The organism is Gemmiger formicilis, assembly GCF_024462815.1.
In the GTDB taxonomy this organism is placed as follows: Bacteria; Bacillota; Clostridia; order Oscillospirales; family Ruminococcaceae; genus Gemmiger.
The window spans coordinates 1-24,685 of record NZ_JANGCG010000023.1 but is presented as its reverse complement, the minus strand read 5'-3'; the positions used below and the strand labels follow the sequence as shown (position 1 = coordinate 24,685).

Genomic DNA, 24,685 nt, shown 5'->3' with positions numbered 1-24,685 from the left:
AGACTTCTTGCATTTTTTCCTCTTAGGCAATCAGACTGTTATGTAAAATAAATTTTATGTATCTGCAAATTATCATCGGTACTAATTGAAAGCTGATTTCGCACGGGAAGCATACTTCAAGCCTTATATTTTCAGTCGTAAAATTCAAACTCGATTTCTTTGCAGTAATCAGAGAGAAATGCCTTTTTCCGGTTTAATTCATTGTCATCCTCTCCATGGTAGGTAAAGATGACTGCATGGCTAAGATTATTGCAGCTTCCAAAAACAGAGGTGAGAAACTCTTTATCTGCAATAAGGCTGTGACCAAGTATTAAGACCGTGTCAATTTTGCTATAGTCAAATGGCTTTACCGATGATTGCTCGTGTAGATATTGCCGGAGAATATTTGAATACTTGAACTTTTGGAAATCTTCCGGTTCTAACCCTTTCCCAGAATTTTGGATTCGTTGCATTTCAAGATATTCATCACATAGAGTATGATATAGACAGTTTTCGGGGAAAAGTTGCTTTTGCTGCATCAAATATCGGCAGAAATTCAAGCGTTCCCTGCAAAAGCCTTTATGCCATCTGATAGTATCAAAACTTGAAAAGCAAAAAGGACTCACGGGATCATACCCAAGTACAATTTCATTCTCAGCTAAAGAACCATGAATATAAATGATGTTTCTAATATAATTCTCACACAAATTTGTGTAATTAAATGTTAAGGCTAGCGTGGAAGGTGATAAGCGAGAGGAAACATTTACTTTTTTGCTAAAAGGTATCCTAATCTGTTCCTTTTTTAGATAATCTATAAGCGCTATCTTTATCTTTTGAAAATCTTTGTTGAATGGTTTGATGACTTCATTTGCGGCGGTATCACTACGGAGGTCTTCCGCATTAAAAGGAACTGTCAGTTGGTCGGCACATTCTTCAAATCGATGCCAATCCATCTGAGGACAGTAATTATTTATATAGTGACGATACTTCCGGAAGAAATCATCTCCAACGCTTTCTGTGAAATCCACATATCGTGTATGGTATCCATGAGCCAAATCAAACCCGTTCCCAATAATAGCCAACTGAGTTAAATCCTGTAGATGATGTTCCATAGCACCGCCCTAACCCTTCATACAGGAGATAGAATCTCTACTATCTTACGACTTTAATCGATATTTTCTCGCCCTGCTGCTTCCCTCCGCAACAACAGCTCCGTCAGAAACTAATTCTGACAGATACATCTTTGTGCGGGAAACTTGCAAGCCGATGGCGTCGGCGATTTGGGTGCTGCTGGCTTCCGGTGTGTCGGTCAAATATTGAAGAATGTCGTTCTTTCGCTTCTCTGAGATAGAACTAGACTTTCCGCCGCTTTTTGCCGCCACTTTTTTATCGCCACTTTTTGCCGCCGCTTTATTGGCGGCAAGCGGCAGCAACAGTGTTGTGCGATCTGGATTAAAGCTTTCTACGATTTCCGGTTCCTGCCAGCCCTGCTTTTGCCAGACGGTACGGATGCTCGGCAAACCGCTGCCTGCGCGCTCACCGACATTGATCAGGTTGAACATCTTAATGAGTGACTCATTTCGTGGGTCAGATACGCCGCCGACAAGGGCCTCCTGCACATTGATGCGGAAAGCTCCGGGGTTGGCAATGCGAATCTTATCCGGGCATTTTTGAATCACCAGACCGCGTCGGTCATAGTAGTCAGCATGGATCAAGGCGTTTGCCAAAGCCTCGCGCAAAGCCTTATGCAGAGGGGTGTCGTCAATGCGATCTGTACCCTCCAGTTTAAAAGGCACTTTAATATCCTGCGCGATTCGGTTGTATACACGGAAGTAGAAGTCGCAAATATTACCACTCCAATCGCCGGAACTGGAGACTATACGATCTGTCCACCGTTCATCTTCTGTAGCCGAACGGTCATGCTCTTGATAATCTAGAAAATAATGTGGGAACTCGCGTACAATTTCGTATTCATGGCCGAACATAAGCAATCCGGCAGCAGTGGGGCGCAGCTTGCCATATGCGTCTCGTGCCATAGCACCGATGCGGTGCAGAAAATCCTCCACAGCTAATTCTGACCATACATGGCCGGGTCGGAGATTATCCATGCGCTGGCGATAGCGGCGAATGGTGTCCGTATCAAGGCAGTCTATCGTCATAGTATCCATGACGCGGGCGTCCTGCGAAATATCCGCCTGATCCCGCATCATGGCGCGCACTTCATCCTTGGTGCAGCAGTAATCGCCTTCGCCGTTTCGACGGTATGTCCCCGCAAAAGGATCAGCGCCCGTGTAGACGGGTTTGTCGTGGCGGTCGGCACGAGGAACCTCGATGACAACAATCCGGTTGCCGCCGCTTTCTACAATTTGTACATTTCGGTCAGAAAGAATATTTACATTGACGATGGAAGGATTATTGACGCTGTTCCAGAAGTCAGAAACAAGTTTTTCGGGAGAGGCGAGTTGCACACTGGAAAAACTCTTGTCTGCATTTTCTACAACGCCAAGCAGAATATAACCGCCGAAAGTATTGGCAAAAGCGGAGTATGTCTCCCAGATGCTATGGGGTAAACCGCCTTGTGCCTTTTTGGCTTCAAGGCGGTTGTTTTCTTTGTATTTACTCAATTGGGATAAATCTAGCATAACATCTATCTCCCGAATATGTTATTTACAATTAAGCTAAACCCATTATAGTGCATAGAGCGCGTAAAGGTCAATGAAATCGCATGATGCCAGGATAAAATTTTTGATGTTAATATTGTAGGGGTTCCTAACCCAGATACGTGTTCAATCAATTAATATATAAAATGTGGCTATTCCTTTAAGTAATCCGACTTAAAGGAATAACCACATTACCAATCAATTCTATCGCAAAAGGCATAAAAGCAAAACTTCTTACCGCTTATTCCATAACCACCTGCATCAGCTTATCGTAGCTGTCCACCACATCGTAGACGACGCTGTCGTTGCTGATGGCGGCAAAGTGGGCTTTGGCGCATTGGATCTTTAGGTCCTCAACGCCGCGCAGCTCATTGCGGTCAAGCAGGGTCGTGCCTTTGGTTTCGGCTATAAAATAGATATGCTTGACCGTTCCCTCGTGGAAGGCAATCGCCCAGTCCGGGTTGTACTTGCCTACCGGCGTGCTGATGAAAAAGCTGCCGGGCAGCTTGACATACACGGCAATTTTGTCGCAAACATCCAGCTCGTGGGCAAAGCGGCGCTCGTTGTCGGAATCGTAAATCACATAATTGTACAGGCTGCGGTCAGCGGGCATGGCGTTTACGCCCTGTCTGCCGTGCAGGTTTGCCAGCATAAAGATGTCGGCGCTGTACGATTCCTCCAGCCTGTTGTAGGTGATATGCTCAATGATCATATCCGCCTTTTGGTTGTTGATGATTTTTCCCGCCTTGATGATAAAGTCCTCCGGGTTCAGCTTATATTGGGCAAACACAAGCGGGGCAATGCTCTGCAAAATGGCGGCAATCGTGGCGCGGGTCAAGCCGGTTTCCTCCACCAGCTTGCCCACAAGGTCGTAGCGCACATTGCCCAGTGCCACGCGGTCAGCGGCGTCCTGATCGTTGTGTCTTTTGACAAACGCCTGCCCCTGCTCCAGCTGCTCGCGGGAGGTCAGCCTGGCGGTCTGCTCGCCGTATTCGGTTTTGACATACACCTTGGAAATATTCAGGTGGGCGTCCAGCTCCCGCACCGAACGGTCGATCAGCTCCTGCGTGTCAAAGGAAACGGTGTAAAAGGTTTTGCGGTTGATGCGCTGCCACAGCTTGGCAAATTCGCGGTCATGCAGCTTCTGCTCGTCCACTTTGGCTTGCACATTGTTGTCGTGGGCGTTCTCCGGGCGCAGGGCGCGGGGGTCGTAGATGCTGCTCAAAACCTGCATCACAGCGCCCTCGCAGCCCTGTACTTCCTCTGCCACCTGTACGGTGCCGGCGTCCTTGGCGGCGTAGTATTTGTCGGTCAATGCGCCGCGGTGTACATAGCCCTGCTGCACCAAGTCCTCATAGATCGCCGTGGCAAGTGTCGGCGTGATTGTTACTTGTGCGCCGTTGGCATCGGTCAGGATCTGCCCCGCAAACAACCCTGCATCCACGGCGCGCGGGCGTGTGGACATAGACTCCGCCAGCCCCTCCTGCAGGGCGGTGGCAAATTTGCCGAACGCCATATCGGTGATCAGCGTCAGCTTGTTCAGCTCCTGCACCTCGCTGCCCAACACGCTTTCGTCCATGCGCTCACCGTTCTGGTTGACGCACAGGCGCAGACCGCGCCCGATTTCCTGCCGGCTGCGGATTTCCGATTCGCCCTGCGTTTTCAGCGTGCAGATCTGGAACACATTCGGGTTATCCCAGCCCTCGCGCAGGGCAGAGTGCGAAAAGATAAACCGCACCGGCTCGTCCAGGCTCAGCAGTCGTTCCTTGTCGCGCATAATCAGGTCGTAGGCGTCGGTGTCGTCGCTGGTTTGGGTCTTGCGGTCAACCTTGCCCTCCACAAAGCGGGCTTTTTTGCCCTTTTTCTTGTCGATGGAAAAATACCCCTGATGGCTGCTGTGGGCGTCCATACGGTTCAGGTACGCCCAATAGGCGTCATCGCCCAGCTCGCGCTGCATTTCACTTACCAGTGCGGTGTATTCCTCCTCAAACACTTTGGCGTATTCGCCGTTGCGTCCGTCGTCGGTGTCGGTATCGTAGACGCGGTACTTGTCCACCTTGTCGATAAAAAACAGGCTCAGCACCTTGATGCCGCGGGGGTACAGCTCGCGTTCGCGCTGCAGGTGGGTGCGTATGGTTTCGCGTATCTGCACGCGGCGCTGCAATTCCACCATCTGGGCGTTGCCGTGTATCTGCCCGGCGTAAAGCTTCAGCCCGTTCAAAAAGGTGACCGAGTTATCCCGCCCGTCAATGCCGTCCTGCAAAATGACAAAGCGGTCGGCGTATTCCTGCAAGCCGCCGGACAGCGCAAACAAATCGTCGCCGCCCTGCACTTTTTTGACCACGGTGCGGGTGCCGCCCGCGCCCTTGACCTCAAACCCCAGCCGTGCGGTGGGGGCTTTGTTTTTGTACAAGTCAATGCCCTCTACATACACATAGCCGTTGGTGGCGGTGGAGCCGGTCAGCGTAACGCCCAGCGCGGCAATGCGCTTGACAAGGTGCTGGTTGTAGGCGTCCATCGCGTCCAGACGGTAGATCATATCATAGGCTTCGCGGTGGGTGGCAGAGTAGCGCAGCGTGAACAGCGGGTTGAACTTTTTCAGGCTCTCCTTCGTTTGCTTTCCCTCAACGCTTTGCGGCTCGTCAATAATCAGGATAGGGTTAGTTTTGGCAATAATGTCAATCGGTCGGCGGCTGCGGAAGGAATCCAGCGCTTTGTCAATAATGCGCTGGTTTTTGCCGGAGTTGAACGCCTGCATATTGATGATCATCACATTGATGGCACTGTCGGACGCAAAGCGGTCAACCTCCGGCAGATCATCCGAGGTGTAGGTAAAAAAGCGTATCTTTTTGCCGTACTCGGCGGCAAAATGCTCCTGTGTGGTTTGCAGGGACTTGTACACGCCCTCGCGTATGGCAACCGACGGCACCACAACGATAAACTTGCTCCAACCGTAGCGCTTGTTCAGCTCGTACATGGTTTTGACGTAGGTATAGGTTTTGCCGGTGCCGGTTTCCATCTCAATAGAAAGGTTGATGCCCGGCCCGGTCAGCGCGTCCGAGGGTGCCAGCCCGTTGCGGCGCTGCACGGCTTTTACATTTTGCAGCAGGCGCGCGCGGGTCAGTGCGGGTACAAGGGGCTGGTTGCGAAAGCCCACCTCGGTCAAGTCAAAGGACTGCTGCAGGTTGGCGGTATCGCCAAGGTCGATGCGGTAGGTCGTGGTGCAAAAGGGCTGCCCGGCAAACACATCGCAGACGGCATCTGCCGCCTGTGCCTGAAACGGCTGGTATTTGAATTGCAGCTTCATCATATCACCCGGACCTTTGTATCGGGAGAGAGGTTCTTGAAAATCTCGGTCACATTGATTTTGTCCGCATCGGCGGCAAAGGCGCTGTCGCGGAAGATGACCTGCAGCGGTGCCTCGGCAGCCATAGTGCGGATGACGCTGTGCGGGATATGCTCGTCAAAGCAAGCCATCAGGGCGCCATTGTCCACGTTATGGATCGTGCAGCCGTCCACGGTGGTTGTGGTGTGGGGCAGGTGGATAGGCACGCCGCAGTCCAGCAGGCAGGCGTACAGCAGGTCAAGGTCGGTGCGGTCGGGCTTGATGTTGCTGACGGCTTCGCCCAGCATGGTCTGGGTGAATTCCTCCGGCTTATAGTAGACATCCTGCATATTGGAGGAATCGACGCGGAACACGCGGAAGCCGATGTCGAGCTTTGAAAGATCTTTGCTTATATCTACCATCTCAACAGGGCCTTTATTGGTATTGACAGTGTTGACGATTTTAGCAGGAGTATAGTCACCAACTTTAGAACCATCATTGCGGTTAAGAGGAACACTTTTCCAGCAACCGTTTTCTTTAAGAATTGCATCTCCGGCGCGGCGGATGCGCTCCTTGCCGATTTCGCAGATGTTTTTGTAGCCCGCTTTGTACGCTTCGGATTTTTCATCGCAGGGTTCGGGCAGCTGCACCATGATAAATTTGCGGTGACCGCCGTCCTCGGCGTTCAGCTGTATAACAGCATGGGCGGTGGTGGCAGAGCCAGAGAAGAAGTCGAGGATAATAGAGCTTTTGTCCTCGTGTGTAATCATCTTTAACATTCGTGTTACTAATTCCAACGGCTTGGGTGTATCAAATGTAGCACTACCCATAAGATTCTTTAGCTTTGAGGTTGCTGTCGAAATAAGACCACCATCATCCCACCAAGTGGTTGCTGTGCGTCGTGTTTGCGCCGCAACGGTTTTGTAGTATTTCTGATATAAACTATTCCCTCTTTTTACGATGAAACCTTGATTATATTTTTCTTGCATTGTACTCAAGGAAAAGCGCCAATACCCGGAAACGCCTAAAAACTCAAAAAAAGGGTTTCCCTTTTTTGCCCCACCAGGACCATCAACGGGAACTAATCGGTATGAACCCCTACCATCTCTATCGTCTAAATCAAATCCGTCAAGAGTTGGGTCTAGACCGATGTATTTTCGGTTTGATTCAAGAACGCTAATAGATTTCGCATAAAATAGGATTATGTTATGATTGGGGGAAATAATCTTATCATTAGAAACGGATGCTCGTGATTTATGACAAATCAAGGCAATTCGATTATCAGTACCAAAAATCTCATCCATAATTTTTGTGATATTTGCTACTTCGTTATCGTCGATTGAGATGAAAATAGCACCGTCTTGGGAAAGAAGATTTCTTGCTAACAGCAGCCGCGAATAAATCATCGAACACCAATCTGAGTGAAACCGCCCATTGCTATCAGTATTCTTAAACAGATGATTGTCATCGTTGTCGAACATTCCCATCTGGGAATCTTCCTCATATTGCGTATGTGTGGTATTATCTTTATAGATAAAATCATTCCCCGTATTGTACGGCGGGTCGATGTAAATCATCTTCACCTTGCCGAGATAGCTCTCCTGCAAAATTTTCAGCGCTGCCAGATTATCGCCCTCAATGTACAGGTTCTCGGTGGTGTCCCAGTCGCGGCTGTCGGCTTTGACCGGGCGCAGCGTTTCGGTGGTGGGGCGGGCGGCTTCTGCCATCGCTGCCTTTTTGCCCACCCAGCTGAACTCATACCGTTCGCCGCCTTCCACAATATCGTGGCTCAACAACTGTTTCAGCTTTTCAAAATCAATGCCCTTGCGCAGGGTGCCGTCCTCGCCGCGCATCTCGGTCACGGCGGCAGGAAACAGCGCCGCCAGCTTTTCAATATTTTCGGTCACACCGTCAGGGGTCGTCATTTTTACTTTGTCCATTGCTCGATCTCCTGTTGTAATTTTTTGATTTGCCGCCGCAGCTCCATTTGGCGGGGCAGTTGCTTTTCGCGTTTCATTTTTGCCGTCAGCTGGTCGATCTGCCGCTGCAATTTGTTCAGCATCTCGGTGCGCTGCACGCTTTGTGCCAAATCCTCCCCGGCGGCGCTTTGCAGGCTGTCCCCGGCGATATACCGCACAAAGCCCTCGTACAGGGCGTCCATATCCGCCGCCAGCAGGGGCAGGCAGACGGTGTCGGGCGCAAGCCAGCCGGTGGCGCAGCGCTGCCGCAGGGTAAAGCCGCCCCCGGGTGCGGCTTCCTTGTAGTTCATCAGCAAGCGAAGCATCCCGTCGGGGCGCGTCAGCACAAACAGAATATGGTACGGTATCTGCTTGTCCATCAGTTCGGTCACCTTGCCGTCCAGCGCGTCGCCCGCCAGCCGGATGCGGAATACCTCAATTTCCTGCACCCGCTGCCCGGAGGCAAGGTTCATCGTCTGCGGCGCTAACTTGTCCGCCCATGTGATGCTCTCGATCTGCTCGGTAAAGCAGCGGCGCAACTCCGGCGTGACGGTCAGGTTTGCGTAAAATTTCTGCTTGGGTATGCGGCGCTCAAATGCCGCCGAGGCGGGCAGGTTCAGCATGGCGCGCCCTCCCTTACCACGACAAAGCAGATGAGTTCAAAATCGTCCAGCCCGGAAACCTTGTCCAGCAGGGCGGTCGTGCCGCCCGCCCGGAACAGGCTGTCCAGATCGCTGTCCGCCTTGGCGTCCACGATGGAAAGCACGGCATCCTCCAGCAGGTCGGAGTATTTCTGCATCTTGCGCCCGTCGTCGGTTTCGGCATTGAACGCCCGGCACAAGGCCTTGTCGGGCTGCTTTTGCCCGCGGCAAAGCTGACGCATGGCGTCCAGTATATCCTTGGGGCAAAGGTGGCTGTGCAGGGTCACGCCGTCCTCGTCCAGATAGACCAGATAATACGGGTGCAGGCGGTTGCGGTCATTGATATTGACCTCGTTATGTACATTTTTCAGCACAAACACCACGCCCGGCGGTGCGTCCGGCGTGGCGGCTGCTACTGCACTGATGCCGCCCGGGCAGGTTTCCAGCTCGGGGTGATGCTTGGCGTATTCCAGCAATTCCATGCGGAACTCGTTCAGCCCCAAGTCGGTAATGGAAACGCCGCCGCGCATATCCTCAAGGTCCACGACCTCGGTGCGCAGGCGCTGCAGCTGCTCGCGCCGGTATTCCAGATCGCCCTTTTCCTCTGGGCTTAAGGGGTTGTCGTCGCCCGTGCTGGAAAGCACCAGCGCCTTCATGCGGGTTTCTACGCGGGCGCGCAGGTCGATGTAGGCGTCCAGCTGCACGTCAGGCCAGAAGTTTATCATCTGGATAACGACATTCCGGCTGCCGATACGGTCAATACGCCCGAACCGCTGCACCAGCCGAACGGGGTTCCAGTGGATGTCATAGTTGATGACGCAGTCGCAGTCCTGCAGGTTTTGACCCTCGCTGATGCAGTCAGTGGCAATCAGAATGTCAATGTCGGGACCGTCGGGCATCAGCGCGGCGCGGTCCTTGGAAACGGGCGAAAAACAGGTCAGCACATTGTTGAGGTCGGCTTTGAATTTCGGTACCGTGCTGCGCCCCTCCACCGAGCCGGTCACCAGCGCCGTGTGCAGCCCGAAGCTGCGCAGCATATACGCGCCGACCTGCTCATACAGATACTGCGCCGTGTCGGAAAACGCCGTAAAAATCAGCACCTTGCGGTTGTCCTTGTTCAGCGGCTCGCGCTGCTTTTCGGCAAGGGTTTGCAGTAGCGTTTGCAGCTTGCTGTCATGCCCGGGCGTGATGTCCGCCACCATACCCAGCAAAAGCTGCAGCGTTTCAAAATCGGTCTGCAAATCGCGCTGCCATGTCAGATAATCCATATCCTCCAGTGCGATTTTTACCTTGCGCCCCACCGTGAACAGGTCGCTTTCCATGTCGTCGGCATCAAAATCCGCCGCCCCGGTCAGATCCTTCAGCTCAATGATTTTTTGGGGGTCGTAGGTGTGGATCGTGTCCAGTGTGGCGGCAATCATATCCCGGATGCGCTGCAGGGTCAGCCGGAACGAATGTACCGAGCTTTCCAGCCGCTTGAGCAGGTTGATGCTCATCAGGCGGCGGATGCCTTCCTCACGCCCTGCCTGTGTCAGGCTGTTCTTGCCCTCATGGTTTAAGTCGGCGTATTTTTTCAGCCGACTGGGCAGAATATAATTGGACGGTGTGTAGATGCTTAATGTCAGGCTTAAAATCAGCTCGTAAATTTCATCGTAGGTGATGGCGTTGTTCAAATCGGTCAGCGGCGGCTGCTTGGTCACAGGCGGCAGCCGGGTGGGGAAATTGCCGATTTCCTCGATGTTATAATATTTTTCAATGTGCTGGCGGGAGCGTGCAATGGTCACGGCATCCAGAATCTCAAAAAAGTCGAAGTCGAGCATACGCATCAGCTGCTCGGTTGTGCGCTGGCTGGGGGCGAGCTTGCTCCATGCGTTAAACTGCTTTTGTGCCGAGCGGAAGATTTCCTCCACGCTGCGGTTGGTGTCCAGCTTGTCCTTCCACGCGCTGCTGTTGCCCTCATACGCCAGCGCCAGCTGGTTGCGCAGGTCATAAAAGCGGTTGTTGACCGGCGTGGCGGAAAGCATCAGCACGCGGGTGCGCGCACCGGGGCGGATGACCTTGTTCATCAGCTTGGTGTAGCGGTTGGACTTGCCGTCGTCGTCCACATCGCCGCCGTTGCGGAAGTTGTGGCTTTCGTCAATCACAACAAGGTCGTAGGCTGCCCAGTTCAGCTTGCTTAAATCGGTTTCACCGGAAAACCCCTGCTCGCGGCTTAAATCGGTGTGGTACAGCACATCGTAGCGCAAGCGGTCCCCGGCCAAAGGGTTGTTGCGGTAGTTGGCCTTGTAGGTTATCCAATTGTCCGATAGCTTTTTGGGGCAGAGAACGAGGACGCGCAGGTTGCGGTTTTCGTAGTATTTGATGACCGCCAGCGCGGTAAAGGTCTTGCCCAGACCAACGCTGTCTGCCAGAATGCAGCCGTTGAACTGCTCCAGCTTGCTGATGATGGCAAGGGCGGCATCCTTCTGGAAGGTGTACAGCTTGTTCCAGACGATGCTTTCCTTAAAGCCGTTGGCGTCGCTGGGCAGGTCATCCTCGCTGACGTGTTCCAAAAAGTCCCCGAAAATATTGTACAGCGCAAAAAAGTAGAGAAACTCCGGGCTGTTTTCCTGATAGGCGGTGGTGATGCTTTCCAGCACGGTGTCGGTGACATCCTGCAGACGCTGCTTGTCGTTCCAGATCGTGTTGAACAACTCCAGATATTGCGTGCTTTGGGGCGCATCAATGCGGTTGATCATGGTAAACAGGCTGTTGCCGCGCTCGCAGCCCAAGTCGGCGCGGGTAAAGCCGTTGACCGGCGCATAGGTCACCGGTTCGGCGCTGTCGATGGTCATAAAATTGGGGATGCCCTCGGCGGTTTGGTTGGATTTGAAGCAGACCTTGCGGCGAATCCAGTCGGCACATTCGCGGGAGATGGCTTTCTGGCTGAAATCATTGCGCAGCCGTATCTCAAATTCGCTGCCGTGCAGGGCTTTTTCGCGGTTGCGGCGGGGAATGTAGAACTCCCGCCGTGCCTTGGCGGTCTTTTCCTGCAAAAAAGTCGGGGAGGTAAACAGAAAGCGCAGCTCGTCGATGTTTTCCAGCTGGGCTTTCAGCTCCTCATATGCATAAACCGAAAAGCACGCTGCCGCAATGGAAACGCGGCTGTCGCGCTGCATCGTCACGCGCAGATCATCCACCAATTTTTCGCTCAGGTTGTCGATGAGTTTCATGGGACACCTCGCTGAAAAGTGCTAAGAATCTTGTCACATTTCACTATACATAATAAGAATAATACCACTTATAACGCCGCGTTGCAAGAATCATACAGCTTTTCTTTTCGCATCACATGAATCTTGTACAATAATAGGTGGGGTGATAGAAATGATTGGTGAACGCCTTGCGGCAATTCGTGGCGATAATGACGAAACGCAGGCAGAACTTGCAGAAAAATTAAGCGTGTCTGTATATACTGTGCGCAGTTGGGAGCGCAATGCCAGCGCACCGTCCAATGAGATTCTGGTGCAGATCTGCAAAATGTACGGCGTGTCAGCGGACTATCTGCTGGGTCTTGCCGATTACGACCCGGACTACACCCGCCGCCTGCACCAAGCAAAATTTACCGAGAGCGAGCGCCGCGAACTGAAAAAATACGAACAATATCTGTTGTGGAAACGCAAACACTAAAGCCGCCGGTATCACACGATACCGACGGCTGTTGCTTTTGTGTACATTATTCTTCCATGTATACCGAGAATGGCACAGCATAATTTTCCGTGCCTGCGCGGGTGCGGCGGCGCTCGGTGCTGTCCTTGGGGGCGGGCGGGGCCTCGTCCACGATGGCGGTGAACTTTTTTCCGTAGTCCATCAGGCGGGCAATCGTTTCATTTTTGAACCGCGTGATGTAGCCAATCTCCCGGTCATCTTTTGTGTAGACCGAAATAGCCCACTTGTCGTGTTCATTGTCAACATCGCGGTAGAGCATCAGCTCTGTGCCCGGCGTCAGCGAGTCCAACAGTGCCTTGCCCTCTTTACTTTCAATATCAACATGAAACTGCATCCCCGCAATTCCGGTTTTCAAGACCAGCAGCTGGCGGGCCTTTTGCTGAAAAATGTCCTCGTCAAAATATCCGGCGCGGATGGGCTTTTCTGCAAATTGTACGTTGCTTTCAGGCATGGGGCAGTTCCTCCATAATACGGTTGAGCTTCTGCGTCAACTGTTTTTCGGCATCCTGCGCACGGAGCTTGCGCAGGGTGAGCTGTTCGAGATAGGCTTTTGTCTTTTCCGGGTCAGCCAGCGTTGGCTGCGCGGTGAAGGGGAAGGTCTGACGCAACTGCTCAATCTCGGTTTCTGTTTCTTCACGCCGGACGGTATAGCGTTCTGCGGCAGAGCGAAGCACGGCATCCTCCTGCTGCGGCACAAAGTAGGGATACAGCTGCTTTGCCAGTGTGTAGTCGGCGGAAAGAGCTTCTGCCAGTACGGCGGCTTGTTGCTGCTCGTCCTCTTCCACAACGGAAAGTGTTGTTTTCAGCGCAAATGCAATGCCATCTTTGAACAAAATTTCGTCAATCAGCTTTAGCGCAGCAAGATTGCGGTTGCGATAAGCGTCCACGGCTTTTTCATACAGCGCTTTCTCGGTATCGGTCAGGTTTGGATGCACCTGTGGGTGAAAACCCTCCACGATTTTGTGGTACAACTCCTGTAATTCGGCCTGCTGTTCTTCGGTTAGCTGCGGCAGCCTCTGGCTTGCGGCATCGTCGGTTTCGGCCTGCACCAGCAGTGCTTGACGCTCGGCCTCGATCTGCTGGTCGATTTCGACCATATCTATAGGCTCGCGGCGGTTGCGCTTGATTTGGATCAATTCCAGCTTGCGCTGCAACATTTTTGCATCGAGTTCGGCATTCAGCACTTCATCTTCTGTCGTACCAATTTTGACCATGTACTCATTGCGCAGCTTCGGTGCTTCCACATAGCGCAGGGTGTCCAGCTGTTCAATGCGCGTCAGCAGCGCATTTTGAGCGGATTCCACTTCCTGCGCAAGCCACCCGGCAAAACATGAGTTCTCCATAGCAATCAGCCTTTCTTTATGGCATTTTCCAAGTCGACAGCCGTCAGGGTCTCCAAATCAGTGTCCGTGAAGCTGTTCTGCCCGGCAATGCGGTCTGCCTGACAGTTGATAGCTTTCTCAAAAATATTACGGATGGCGCGGGCGTTGCCAAAGTGTTCTTCCCGCGCGTCATACAGGGCTGTGAAAGTTTTCAGCAGACTTTCCTCTACATCGGATTCCAGTGTGTAGCCGTTTGTTTTGCAGAAACGCTCAAAAATTTTCAGCAGTTCCTCGCCGGTGTAATCGGGAAAATAGAAATACTTGCTGAACCGGGAGGAAAGTCCGGGGTTGGAATCAATGAATTTGTGCATCAAAGCGTCATATCCGGCTACGATGACAACCAGTTCATTACGGTGATCCTCCATCGCTTTCAGAATCGTCTCAATGGCTTCTTTGCCATAGCTGTCCTGCTCGCTGTCGTTGGCGAGGGAATAGGCTTCATCGATAAACAGCACACCGCCCAGCGCCTGCTGAATGACCTGCTGTGTTTTGATGGCAGTCTGTCCCACATACCCGGCCACCAATGCACTGCGGTCAGCCTCCACAAGCTGACCCTTGGGCAGGATGCCCATTTGGTAATACAGCTTTGCTACAAGCCGCGCCACGGTGGTTTTGCCGGTGCCGGGGTTGCCGGTGAACACGAGATGATAGCTTATGGTAGGTATTTTCATGCCGCGTGCTTCACGGATCTTTGTGACCTTGATGAAGTTCATCAGGCTGTGTACATCCTGCTTGACGCTGTCCAAACCAACCAGACTGTCCAGCTCAGCCAGCAGGGACTCCAGTGTTTCGCTGCTTTTGGCTTCTGGCGGGACCGCCAGTTTTTCCGGGGCTGCGGGGGAGGCATCCTTATGGGTGTCTGTCAGATCGGAAAGATCGAGCGAAACGTGCAGCGTTATGCTGTTGTCTTTCTCATCGCTGTCTTCAGTGGAAAAAGTGGGAACTTCCGGTGTAGGCGTGCTACCCTGTACATCGGGTTTTGCAGCCGGGCGCAGATAGCTTTCCTCTTTCAGCGGCGTGATTGGATCGCTGATATGCGGAACATCTTTTACAGGCAGTTTGGCCTTTTTGGCACTAGCCACCAAACTTTTCAGTATGGCAGTGACGGCATTGGCTTCTTCGATGGTAAAATCTCCGTTGCAACTGGCACCGGCCACCAGTATATGGTTTAACTGCGCCAAAAAATCGGAGACAGCACCTGTTTTCTGTGTGGCATCACAGGCAACCAGCTGATGAAATAATGCCGGCACATCCAGCTTGCGGGTTTCATCCCCACAGCAGGAGAGCGCGGTCAGGCACTGTTCCATGCTCGGCTCACGGCCAAGCACGCAGCCGATAGCCTTTGCATATTCCGGCGCATACAGTTTGTTGCCGGACCATATTTTCATCCAGCAGGCGACAATATACCCGGAAAGGGCATCGTCATAATCGCTGCCGATGGTATCCGTCAAAAGTTCTGCCAGCGCAGCGTAGTCTTGTTTCAGTTCGGTTATTACATCCATAAAAATGTCCTCGGCAACAGATTTCTTGTATCCATTGTAGTACAAATGTAGATGACATGCAAAGATTTTTTGCTGATTTGCTTAAATATCTTCAAGATTGAATCGGTGCTGCAGAATGCCGCCGCATTGCACATAAACGCCATATTTCCCACGAGCAGCACTTAACGAAACACCGCATTTCGGGCAACGCAGACCACCTTTTGGATTTTCATGGAAAATATAGGCGTTAATGTCATCTACATCAACCCATTCGGTATGGTTACAATGCGGATAACCGGAACATGAGAGAAAATAGTGCCCTTTCTTTTTTTGTGACTTTTTAAGCTGAAGCGGTTTGCCGCACTCTGGGCAAACTTTCGTGGCACGGATATATCCGGCAAATGTTTTTCTGTCAGAAGAACATTCCTCCGCAACGCCATAGTCGATAACCTGATTCATTTCAGAGACAGCGGATAATACCTTGGCAGTATAAATGCCTTCGTATCGGAAAACGGGGTAATATTTTGTGGGAATGACCTGTCCCTCTACTACGAAGTTGCTCTCGGAAAAAGGCGCACCAAGCCACGAAATATGCTTGTCGATGATGGTCACACTGTTCTTTATGTATGGATTCTCGATAGCAATAGCACGCAATTCATTAGGAAGTGCGGCGCGTTTTTCTGCCCGTACAACGACCTTGACTTTTTTCGTAGTTGCCTCTGTAAGCAACTGTGTAAATCCGGGGATGTGCAATTTTTCTGTTACAGCACCGACGATATCAATATGAATTTCTTTGTGGGCGCTTTTTAAATCATGCAGAAATGCGCTCGCCGCCGACTTCTGCGAAAAGCAGGTGAGCGGTCCATTTTGAAAAATCTGCTGTGGCAGGTCGCTTCCTGCCCAGTAGCTTGCCTTACTTCTCGGAAGATGAAGCATTTCGGAAAACATAAGGGAGTTCTTCGGCAACTTTCTCTCCATGAAATGTGCGTTGGCAACAGCAATAAATTTCCCCTTGGCGCGGGTCATTGCAACATTGAACAATCGATTGGCATAGTTGTTATCCCTGGAAGTGAGCAATGGACCGGGGTAAGCCAGACGGTAGCAGTCGGTAGCGTCATAAATGATCACATCTTTTTCAGAGCCCTGAAATTGGTGTACAGTGGCGCAAGCAATCTGCTCGCGTTCGGGAAAAAAGTTGGCGGCATCTTCTGCCATTGCATGCAGCAACTGCGCTTGCGCATGGTAAGGCGCAATAATACCAACGCTTTCCTGTGCAGGCACTTGCAAAGCCATCATCATTGAAACAAAAGCACTCATAGGGTTGACATGGGAATGGTCTTGCTTAGTGGAGCATACGGACATCATACCGCTGAGGTCCGCAACCCCTATTGTGCTGCCGGACATGGGCGCATTGGAAGTTATGGTGTTGCGTTTTTGCTGCATACCGTCAGCAGAGTGGAGCAGACCGTGATACATAGAATTACTGGCAAATTGTGCGATAGTAGGATGCATACGATACTGGGTATCCAGCATACATAGCCATTTGTGATTGTATCCTTTGCGGACAGCAGCCGCAATACCGCAATATTCAAAAATGTCCGAATCCATCCCCCATGCATTGTTGTTCATTATAATGGGAGGCAACTGGCAGAAATCGCCCATGCAGATGAAGTACTTTTGCGCCAGACTGGCGGCATAAACGATTTGTGGAATGTAGGCCATACTGGCCTCATCAAAAATCACAACATCAAAGTAGGCGTCCTGAATGGCTTTATCTACAACAGCTTTGGATACAGTTGTGGCAACAAACGCAGCGGTTGAAATGTATAGCTTTTCTGCTGCTTGTAAGATACCACGAATTTCTCTTAGCCGACGTTGGATTTGTTCATAGCGTGGAGCCTTTTTTGGTGTATGCGTTTGCTCTTGCATAAGGGAATCGCGTTCATCCTCAAGCTCCGGATGGTTATACAGTGCCAGCCTGTAAGATGTTAGGTATTCATGGTCAAGAAGTTCTGCACTGCGGGGATAACCGTAGCGTACCAACTGGCCCGGTATATTGGTGGTCTGATTTTTATATACACGCAAAATCGCGCCATCCACGGATACATTGCTATACGAAAGCATCAGCACACGATGCCCTTTGGCAATATGAGCTAACGCAATGCGGGACAGCGTTTCTGTTTTTCCTGTACCGGGCGGTCCCCAGATGAAAGTAATTGGCTGCGTTTGCGACATTTTCACAGCCGTATCCTGCCCAGTTACGATGGAATGGCTGGAATTGTCAATAGAGTACAGACCATTGCATACAAGGTCGTTCACAATCTGCGAATACGATAGAGACAGCGCTTCTAAATGCGAACTGAGTTTTTCCAATAGAAACCATGCGTCGGCAGAAATATCCAGTGCAGCAACGGGATTCCCCAGATAGTTGCTTGAACTTAAAAGGACGGTGAAGTCTTCGCAACCCATAATTGTGCCGGGTAGTTGAACATTATTTTTCCACAGCGTGATTTGAGTTCCCTCAGGGTAGGTGAGTTCTGTATCAGAAGTAAAGCTGTAAAGATAATATCCGCTGCGGGATTCCAGTAATTCACCATCTGTTAAAAGCTGGTGCTTGCCGCCGGTTGTTTTCAGGTAGGATATTTCGGAGAAAAGGGAACGCTTGTAATACTGGCAGAAATCCTCAACACTTGAAAAGTTGGGAAGCTTTTTAGATTGGATAGACGGCCTTTCTTTTGCGGAACGACTTTGGCCGCTGTGACTAGGAACGCTGGAACTAGGCGTAGAAGTTTTGAAGGCGCTATTGTTGTGAAGCGCAGCGGCCTTTTCGGCCGCCAAGGCCGCAGATATTTCTGATGGCATTTCTCCCTCGAAGGAAAGAAACGATTCAAAAGCCTGTGGATATGCAAAAACCTTCTCGCCTATTGGCTTTGAGAAAGAAACAGTGATATGACGATCAACTATGCTGTCAATTGTTCCAGAACCCCACAATTTGTGCTTCACGATTTTGCCGATGAGACTCATTACAACACTTCCTCCAAAATAGTTTTACAAAATGGCAGGACAATTCTGCATGTGATATGAAAAGGAACTTCGTGATTTTGCTATATTCTATTTCCATTCTACACTATTTGAGGTACAATAGTTTGTACTATTATACTAAGGCAGAAAACTTTGTATGGATGCACATATTGACTCAAGAAAGCTTGTGCAGGATTACAAAAAGAGGCGTATCACAGATACTTATAAGTGAAAACTGATTGACTTTGTAGGTGATGAATGCTATTGTGGGCTAAGATATTAATGTGTATCGTAAAAAGACAAGGTCATGCTAGATGTTGTCTACTTTGTAAGATGATTAACATGGAATGCTGATTGAATTTGGAACATTCTGGAGGCGAAAATATTATGTGGATATATTTGTGTGTCAATATAGGTATTGCCCTTCTATTATTTTATGTTGACGGAAAAATAGGACTAATTTTGTCTAACCATCGTGATTTCTTTTCGTATAATCCATACCTATTTGGCGATAATGGGAAAGAAAAACGGAGCAATTACACTTTATGCGTTTTGAGCCCCGCTGTATCTGTTGCGATTTTTGCTGTTGCTTATGAGCATATCGGGTTTGATTCAGGAATTGATTCCTTATGGATGATATGTCCACTGTATTGGGGTGTGCGTTTTGTCTATTTTGCATTGAGAAATCGCCTTGCGTTTTTGGACTTGAAATATGAAGGTGTTCGATTTGTACTGTCGATTCTAATAACGACGGCTGTATTTTATGTAATTTGTAAGTTGCGTGAAACCGAGCAGAGCTTATTTATTTCGTGGGATGAGATTCGTAATGCGGTTTGGTATGCATTACTCGCTTATATTGCCAAGCTGGTTTGGGATATGTTTCAGGCAGAATTTTGCCGACAAAATGAGAAAAATGCCGATAGAGTTCGTGAAATAACAATCCGGCGCTATAACGAATTTTCGGAAAAATTCTGCTGCGTAGTTAATTGCTGTATTTCTGAAGAAAGCACTCTTATAGAATTTTATTCAGCGCTAGAATCAACAATCTACGCAATAATGATTTATGAGGACTATAATCGCCCCATACTTGTCCGCGAGCTAGAGACTTTTTTAATGAGATATCATTTGAATCGAGGCTGTATGATGACTTTGGGAGTTATGCAAACAAGAACAAACAGGGTGATTTCCGATGAAGAAAGCATAAGGCTAGCTATCCAAAAAATTGTGCCAATCATAGAGTCGCGTTCAATTTCAAGTGAAGTGTTACTTAGCGAATGTGGAAGTGTTGAAATGTATTTCGGAGAAAAAATTCTGCCTGAAATACTTAAAGATTATAACGGAACAGTGTCTTATTTAAATGAAGTCACGAACATATACAACATGATAGAGCAGTACAAACATAAAACGATTGCAAAGTTTGATACGACGATATTACCGTAAATGAAATGTGAAAATATGAAGAAATCTACAAAATACGTTGGGTGCCTTATTGATGAAGTCATCATATGTGAATGTCGCATGAATAATTAGCACTTTTTATTGACTGACTGCTAACCTTTGGCGTATACTAACTTTACAGATTTATTCTGTGCCAGCACCTTCACAACTGAATACACAGCATAACAGGTACTTTACTCTCTCGGTGGGGCGCACAGCAAGGTCTTGGCAGACCCTAACCCACGGCAGGGAGAGGACATAATGATACTCCAGATGCCCCACAGCTTCAGATGGGGTGACCGCGCTTGGGTTGTAAGAAGTAAGACCCTTGCAAAGTCAGTGAACGGTCGTTGCCAGCGGCTTGCCTGTTATGTTCCCATGTCTGGGGGCAAGCGGCAAATTAGACATTTTTCTTCAGCATTTATTTTGATGTACACGGTTTCTTTTATTATTTACATAACCGTGTGATTGACGCCAGTATGCGTATTATTTGATTTTTATTGAATTTACATCAAGATTTGCGGGGAAAGTGTACCCTTATACCCGGATAGAACAGAGAAAATATATAAGAGCCCGGAGGACCTTACCAAATCGGTAAGGTCCTCCGGGCTCTTTTTTCTCCCCCGGAAAGTGTATTCAAGAGGGTCACACAGAATAACGATACAGCACGGAAATGAAGAGAACTTATGATTAGACCAATTCTGAGAGATTGTGCGAAATACGCACGCGGACCGCCGAAGTGAATCAGAACTGATTCACTATCTTGGATCAAAACCGAAAAAGTGAATCAAATCTGATTCACTCCCAAATCTCGCCCAAACAAGCCCCGTGTGGGGCAGATACTCCGCGTCGCATCACCCGCAAAACCGCCGTTTGGCGCATTTGTGGGGCTGTGGGGCGGCGTGAGCCGTACAACTTAACACTAGAGAGTAAAACTTACTACACACAAAAAGACGATAGTATGAGATAATAGATATATACCAAACAAGAAAGGATGATGTGAATGACTACCACAAGATTACCGAAAACCATTACCGCCGGCGCACTGCTTGCAACGCCGATACCGCCCGTAAAATGGATTATCCCCGGTCTGCTCCCGGCAGGGCTGGCAATCTTTGCCGGCCCCAGCAAGGCGGGCAAAAGCTGGCTGACACTGTGGCTCTGCTTGCAGATTTCGCAAGGGAAATCTGTATGGGGCCGTGAAATAGAACCGAGAACCGTGCTTTATTTCTCGCTGGAAGATACACTGGGTCGTCTGCAAGAGCGCCTTTACCAGCTTGTCGATGCAGAAGAAGACCCGGAACGTCTCATTCTGCAGACGGAAAGTCACGGAATTGGGCAGGGATTGGAGGAACAAATCGTCAGTTTCATCCATGCTTACCCTGATATTAGCCTCATCGTCATCGATACCTTGCAAAAGGTGCGAAAAGCCGAGCGAAATGGTAGTATGTATGCCAATGATTACCGTGATATTGGGGTATTAAAAGAACTTGCCGACAAGTACGGCATCTGCATCCTGCTGGTGCATTATTTGCGTAAGCAATCATCGTCAGACCCCTACGACCAAATTTCTGGTTCAACGGGCATTATGGGTGTGGCGGATACGACATGGCTCATGCATCGTCAGCGCATGAGTAAAACCGCGACAATTCGTGTAATTGGACGCGATATGGACGAGAAAATGCTGCATATCCGGGAAGAAAACTGCGTCTGGACGTTGGATGAGGAAGAAACCGCAGAACAGCAGGCGTTGAAAGCTATTCCTGACTACCTTTGGAAAGTTGCAGACTACATTGACTCGGTTGGAAAATGGCAGGGCACAGCTATGGGATTGCTTGTTGCAGCGAATATTTCTGATGTAAAGCCTAATCAGTTCACCCGGAAGATGGCGCACTATGCCCGTGATATATTCAGCCCTCGCGGTATCGAGTATAAGTACACCCGCACGGAGCAAAAACGTCTGCTTGAGTTCTTCCATGACGATGATGACGGTGATGACGATGATATTGATATATCGGAGTTGTTCCACTGGGGTATCCCACAAACATCGTCATCATCGTCAGCGTCGTCATTAAGGTCGCGTAAGGAGAGCAAGCATGGGCGAAGTGTTGCCACAGGACAACCCGCCGAAAAGCCTACGGGGACAGCCCCGAACCCCTGTGAGGCTGCGAGCGCATGAGAAAGCGCAGCGTTGGAATCAACATCCGGGTCACCGTCACCGAAAAGAAAAAGGTGACGATGTTGGCTCGAAAGTGTGGTTTGTCGCTTTCAGAATATTTGCGCCAGCGGGCGCTGGAATATGAGCCGGGCGGACACCCGCCCACGGAGGTATTTGATGTATTGGATAGACTGGATGAAATCGCAGAAAGCTGTTCACCTACAACGAGTGCTGAAATCGGTACTTGTGCCGACCGCATGAGGGACCTGCTCATTGGCGGTAACTAAGATTTGGACCATCAAGGACAGCCTGCAGCGCGTCCTTGACTATGCGGCCAACCCGGACAAAACCGAATACGATGCTCTTGCCCAGACATTGCACTACGCAGAGAACGATGCCAAGACCAAGCTGAACGAAAGCGCCCAGCTTGTCACCGGCATCCATTGCAGGGCAAACCATGCGTGGGAAGATATGCGGGCGGTACAAGAACGATTTGGTAAAACAGACGGCGTGGTGGCGCTCCACGCCTACCAAAGCTTCCGCGAGGGGGAGGTCACCCCGGAGCAGTGCCACGAGATCGGCGTGGCACTGGCCCGCAAGGTCTGGAGCAAGCGTTTCCAAGTGCTGGTTGCCACCCACATGAACACGGATAACTTACATAATCATTTTGTGATAAATTCCGTGTCCTATGTGGACGGCAAGAAATACGAGCAACGCCGCAGCCAGTATGCCGAGTTCCGGGCAGCATCCGACAAGTTGTGCCGGGATTACGGTCTGTCGGTAGTGGAGCAGCCAAGGAAAAAAGAACCTGCACGATATGCCCGAATGCGGGAGGCCATCGACCAAGCCTGTGAGGATGCCAGTACCGCCGAGGATTTTCACAGGGCGCTGTATCGGCAAGGGTATATTTTCGACAGTGACCCTAACCGCAGGTACGCAACCATCCGGGCACGGGATGGAGGACGAGCCGTGCGGCTTTATAGGCTGGGAGAAGAACACGATCTTGCAGCCATAGATGACCGGCTTCGCAGCAATTACTTGCTGTATGGGCCAAGGCTGTATGAACTGAAGCACCCTCCCCGACAAAACAAGCCGAAACGATATCGTCCCACGGAGAATAGAAGCATCCTCCAAATTTTCTTCGAGGTATTCTTTGGGGAATCCCAAATGCACCGCTTGTATCTGTACTACTGCTATCAGTTGGGTATTCTACCCAAGAAACAGCAACCCCGCATCAGCCGTCCGGAACTGGAGCGCATCTGGAAAGACACCGAGAGAATCCTTGCAGAACACGCTTTTGTCCGCGACCACAAGTTCCCATCTTTACAGGCCATCGTGGACTATCGCAAGAGCTTGTCCCAGCAGATGGAAACCCTTGCCGCGCAGCGGGCGGAAATCGTCAAGCAGATGCGCAGAAAAGATGCTCCTCCGAAACTGGCTGGCCGCCGTGCAGTGCTTACCTGTAAGATTGCCGAACTTCGTAAAGGGGATAAAATTGCGGAAGGAGCCATCTAACGAGTCCAGCGAACGAGAGAATCCAACCGCATAAATCAAGAAAATCAATATACGAACAACAAGAACCGCCGCCGAAACCGTTCTCGGCAGCGCTGACAAGGAGGCACAATGGCATACATCAAGAAAAAATCCGAACGAAAATTCAAAATCACCGTCTGCAACGGCTATAAGGTCAATGGGCAGAAACGGATGAAAGCGCAGACCATCACTGTGCCATTATCCGTGCCAAAGCGCGGCATTCAGCAGTATGTCATGGCTGAAGCGGAACGCATCGAGAAAAAGTTCAAGTATGGCGTAGAAGAAAGCGACCAGACCCACTTTGATCAGTACGCCGAAAATTGGCTCAAACGGCAGGAACCGTTCTTTAAGGCTACCACTTACGCAGGGTACAAACGCAATCTGGATATTGTTTACCCGCTAATTGGGGGCATTCCGCTTGCAAAGTTGCTCCCCATGACCTTAGAGGAAATGTGTGAGGAACTTCGGAAGCGCCCCGGACGTGGTGGAAATTGCATCAAGGAAACCACTGTGCAGAAATACCTCGAAACAGTTTCCTCGGTGCTGGAGGATGCCAAGAAAAATGACATCATTCCGTTCAATCCAGCGCACCGCGTTCGGAAAAAACATTTTGAAAAGGAGGTGCAGCATATTCCGCAGAAATATGAAATAAGTAAACTAATGCGGACGATTCAGAACGAACCGATTCTGTATCGGGCGTACTACACACTGGCAATCACGACAGGGTTGCGGCGTGGGGAACTGTGCGCCCTGCAATGGCGGGACATAACCGGTGCTTGTGAACTGACCGTCCGTCGTTCCCGCAGCTGTGCATCCGGAAAAATCGTAGAGAGTGACACCAAAAGCCATCGGGAACGGATTGTAACCATTCCGCTGGGGCTATGGGAACTTCTGATGGCGCTGCGACAGCAGCAGGTGCTGCATAGCGGCGTTCCTGATAGAGAGCAGCCGATTTTTACTGACCCCAACGGTCATGTGCCGCACCCGGATACTTTTACACGGCATCTGCGCAAGCTGTATAAAAAGTGTGGGCTATCGGAAGATTATCACCTGCATACCCTGCGGCATTTCTACGCAACCTATCTGCTGCAGGAAGGCACCAGCAAACAGGTGGCGGCATCCCTGCTGGGTCATGCGGATACGGCATTCTTGGAACGCACCTACTGCCACCCGCAGGACGTGGCGAAGCGTCAGGCGGCAAACCTGATGCAAGATCTGCTGAACAACCAAAATCCGTGCTATGTTGCATTTATGAAAAATAGGAATAGAAAAGCCAAGAAGGCAGGTTAAATAAACAGCGGCACCGTCAGAGATGGCGATGCCGTTTTTGTCAGTAATAGGTAGAATTTTGGGCAAAAGATTGTTGGGTGTGGTGATAGCTTTCTGTCGCAGTTGTCGGTATGCT

At 50.3% G+C, this 24,685-nt stretch carries 16 protein-coding genes; 6 read left to right on the top strand and 10 right to left on the bottom strand.

Going from position 1 to position 24,685, the window contains the following annotated elements; all coding sequences use genetic code 11:
- Positions 1-131 precede the first annotated feature (131 nt).
- The 6 genes from NE623_RS13345 to NE623_RS13320 form a co-directional block, all read right to left on the bottom strand.
- Complete coding sequence (locus tag NE623_RS13345) at positions 132-1,091, bottom strand: AbiH family protein (RefSeq protein WP_256273172.1); 960 nt, start codon at positions 1,089-1,091, stop codon at positions 132-134.
- 45 nt (positions 1,092-1,136) lie between these two features.
- Complete coding sequence (locus NE623_RS13340) at positions 1,137-2,621, bottom strand: ATP-binding protein (RefSeq protein ID WP_256273171.1); 1,485 nt, start codon at positions 2,619-2,621, stop codon at positions 1,137-1,139.
- Between the two features lie 259 nt (positions 2,622-2,880).
- On the bottom strand, positions 2,881-5,949 hold the full coding sequence (locus NE623_RS13335) for a type III restriction-modification system endonuclease (RefSeq protein ID WP_370866757.1): 3,069 nt from the start codon (positions 5,947-5,949) through the stop codon (positions 2,881-2,883).
- Complete coding sequence (locus NE623_RS13330) at positions 5,946-7,904, bottom strand: site-specific DNA-methyltransferase (protein ID WP_256273170.1); 1,959 nt, start codon at positions 7,902-7,904, stop codon at positions 5,946-5,948. The genes NE623_RS13335 and NE623_RS13330 overlap by 4 nt, the downstream gene beginning before the upstream one ends.
- The gene (locus NE623_RS13325; RefSeq protein WP_256273169.1) at positions 7,892-8,545 is read right to left on the bottom strand and encodes a DUF4391 domain-containing protein; all 654 of its coding nucleotides are present in this window, start codon (positions 8,543-8,545) and stop codon (positions 7,892-7,894) included. Before NE623_RS13325 ends, NE623_RS13330 begins: the two co-directional genes overlap by 13 nt.
- The gene (locus NE623_RS13320; protein WP_256273168.1) at positions 8,539-11,775 is read right to left on the bottom strand and encodes a helicase-related protein; all 3,237 of its coding nucleotides are present in this window, start codon (positions 11,773-11,775) and stop codon (positions 8,539-8,541) included. Before NE623_RS13320 ends, NE623_RS13325 begins: the two co-directional genes overlap by 7 nt.
- Before the next feature lie 151 nt (positions 11,776-11,926).
- On the opposite strand from NE623_RS13320, the gene NE623_RS13315 reads away from it, so the two are divergent.
- Complete coding sequence (locus NE623_RS13315) at positions 11,927-12,229, top strand: helix-turn-helix domain-containing protein (RefSeq protein ID WP_256273165.1); 303 nt, start codon at positions 11,927-11,929, stop codon at positions 12,227-12,229.
- Between the two features lie 46 nt (positions 12,230-12,275).
- Here the strand turns inward: NE623_RS13315 and NE623_RS13310 are convergent, their stop codons facing one another.
- The 4 genes from NE623_RS13310 to NE623_RS13295 form a co-directional block, all read right to left on the bottom strand.
- Positions 12,276-12,719 carry an HIRAN domain-containing protein gene (locus NE623_RS13310; protein WP_256273164.1) on the bottom strand — a complete coding sequence of 148 codons (444 nt, stop codon included), beginning with the start codon at positions 12,717-12,719 and terminating at the stop codon, positions 12,276-12,278.
- Entirely contained in the window at positions 12,712-13,611 is a 900-nt protein-coding gene (locus tag NE623_RS13305) for a hypothetical protein (RefSeq protein ID WP_256273163.1), read from the bottom strand. The genes NE623_RS13310 and NE623_RS13305 overlap by 8 nt, the downstream gene beginning before the upstream one ends.
- 5 nt (positions 13,612-13,616) lie before the next feature.
- Complete coding sequence (locus NE623_RS13300) at positions 13,617-15,152, bottom strand: AAA family ATPase (protein WP_256273162.1); 1,536 nt, start codon at positions 15,150-15,152, stop codon at positions 13,617-13,619.
- An 81-nt stretch (positions 15,153-15,233) separates the two neighbouring features.
- Complete coding sequence (locus tag NE623_RS13295; RefSeq protein ID WP_256273161.1) at positions 15,234-18,155, bottom strand: AAA domain-containing protein; 2,922 nt, start codon at positions 18,153-18,155, stop codon at positions 15,234-15,236.
- A 384-nt stretch (positions 18,156-18,539) separates the two neighbouring features.
- On the opposite strand from NE623_RS13295, the gene NE623_RS13290 reads away from it, so the two are divergent.
- From NE623_RS13290 to NE623_RS13270, 5 genes are all read left to right on the top strand, one after another.
- On the top strand, positions 18,540-19,592 hold the full coding sequence (locus tag NE623_RS13290; protein WP_256273160.1) for a hypothetical protein: 1,053 nt from the start codon (positions 18,540-18,542) through the stop codon (positions 19,590-19,592).
- 1,000 nt (positions 19,593-20,592) lie between these two features.
- Positions 20,593-21,768: an AAA family ATPase gene (locus NE623_RS13285; protein WP_256273159.1), complete on the top strand. Its 1,176-nt coding sequence runs from the start codon at positions 20,593-20,595 to the stop codon at positions 21,766-21,768.
- Positions 21,765-22,034 carry a plasmid mobilization protein gene (locus tag NE623_RS13280; protein ID WP_256273158.1) on the top strand — a complete coding sequence of 90 codons (270 nt, stop codon included), beginning with the start codon at positions 21,765-21,767 and terminating at the stop codon, positions 22,032-22,034. The genes NE623_RS13285 and NE623_RS13280 overlap by 4 nt, the downstream gene beginning before the upstream one ends.
- Positions 22,021-23,262 carry a relaxase/mobilization nuclease domain-containing protein gene (locus tag NE623_RS13275; protein WP_256273157.1) on the top strand — a complete coding sequence of 414 codons (1,242 nt, stop codon included), beginning with the start codon at positions 22,021-22,023 and terminating at the stop codon, positions 23,260-23,262. The genes NE623_RS13280 and NE623_RS13275 overlap by 14 nt, the downstream gene beginning before the upstream one ends.
- 189 nt (positions 23,263-23,451) lie before the next feature.
- Entirely contained in the window at positions 23,452-24,570 is a 1,119-nt protein-coding gene (locus NE623_RS13270; protein ID WP_256276160.1) for a site-specific integrase, read from the top strand.
- Positions 24,571-24,685: the final 115 nt, after the last annotated feature.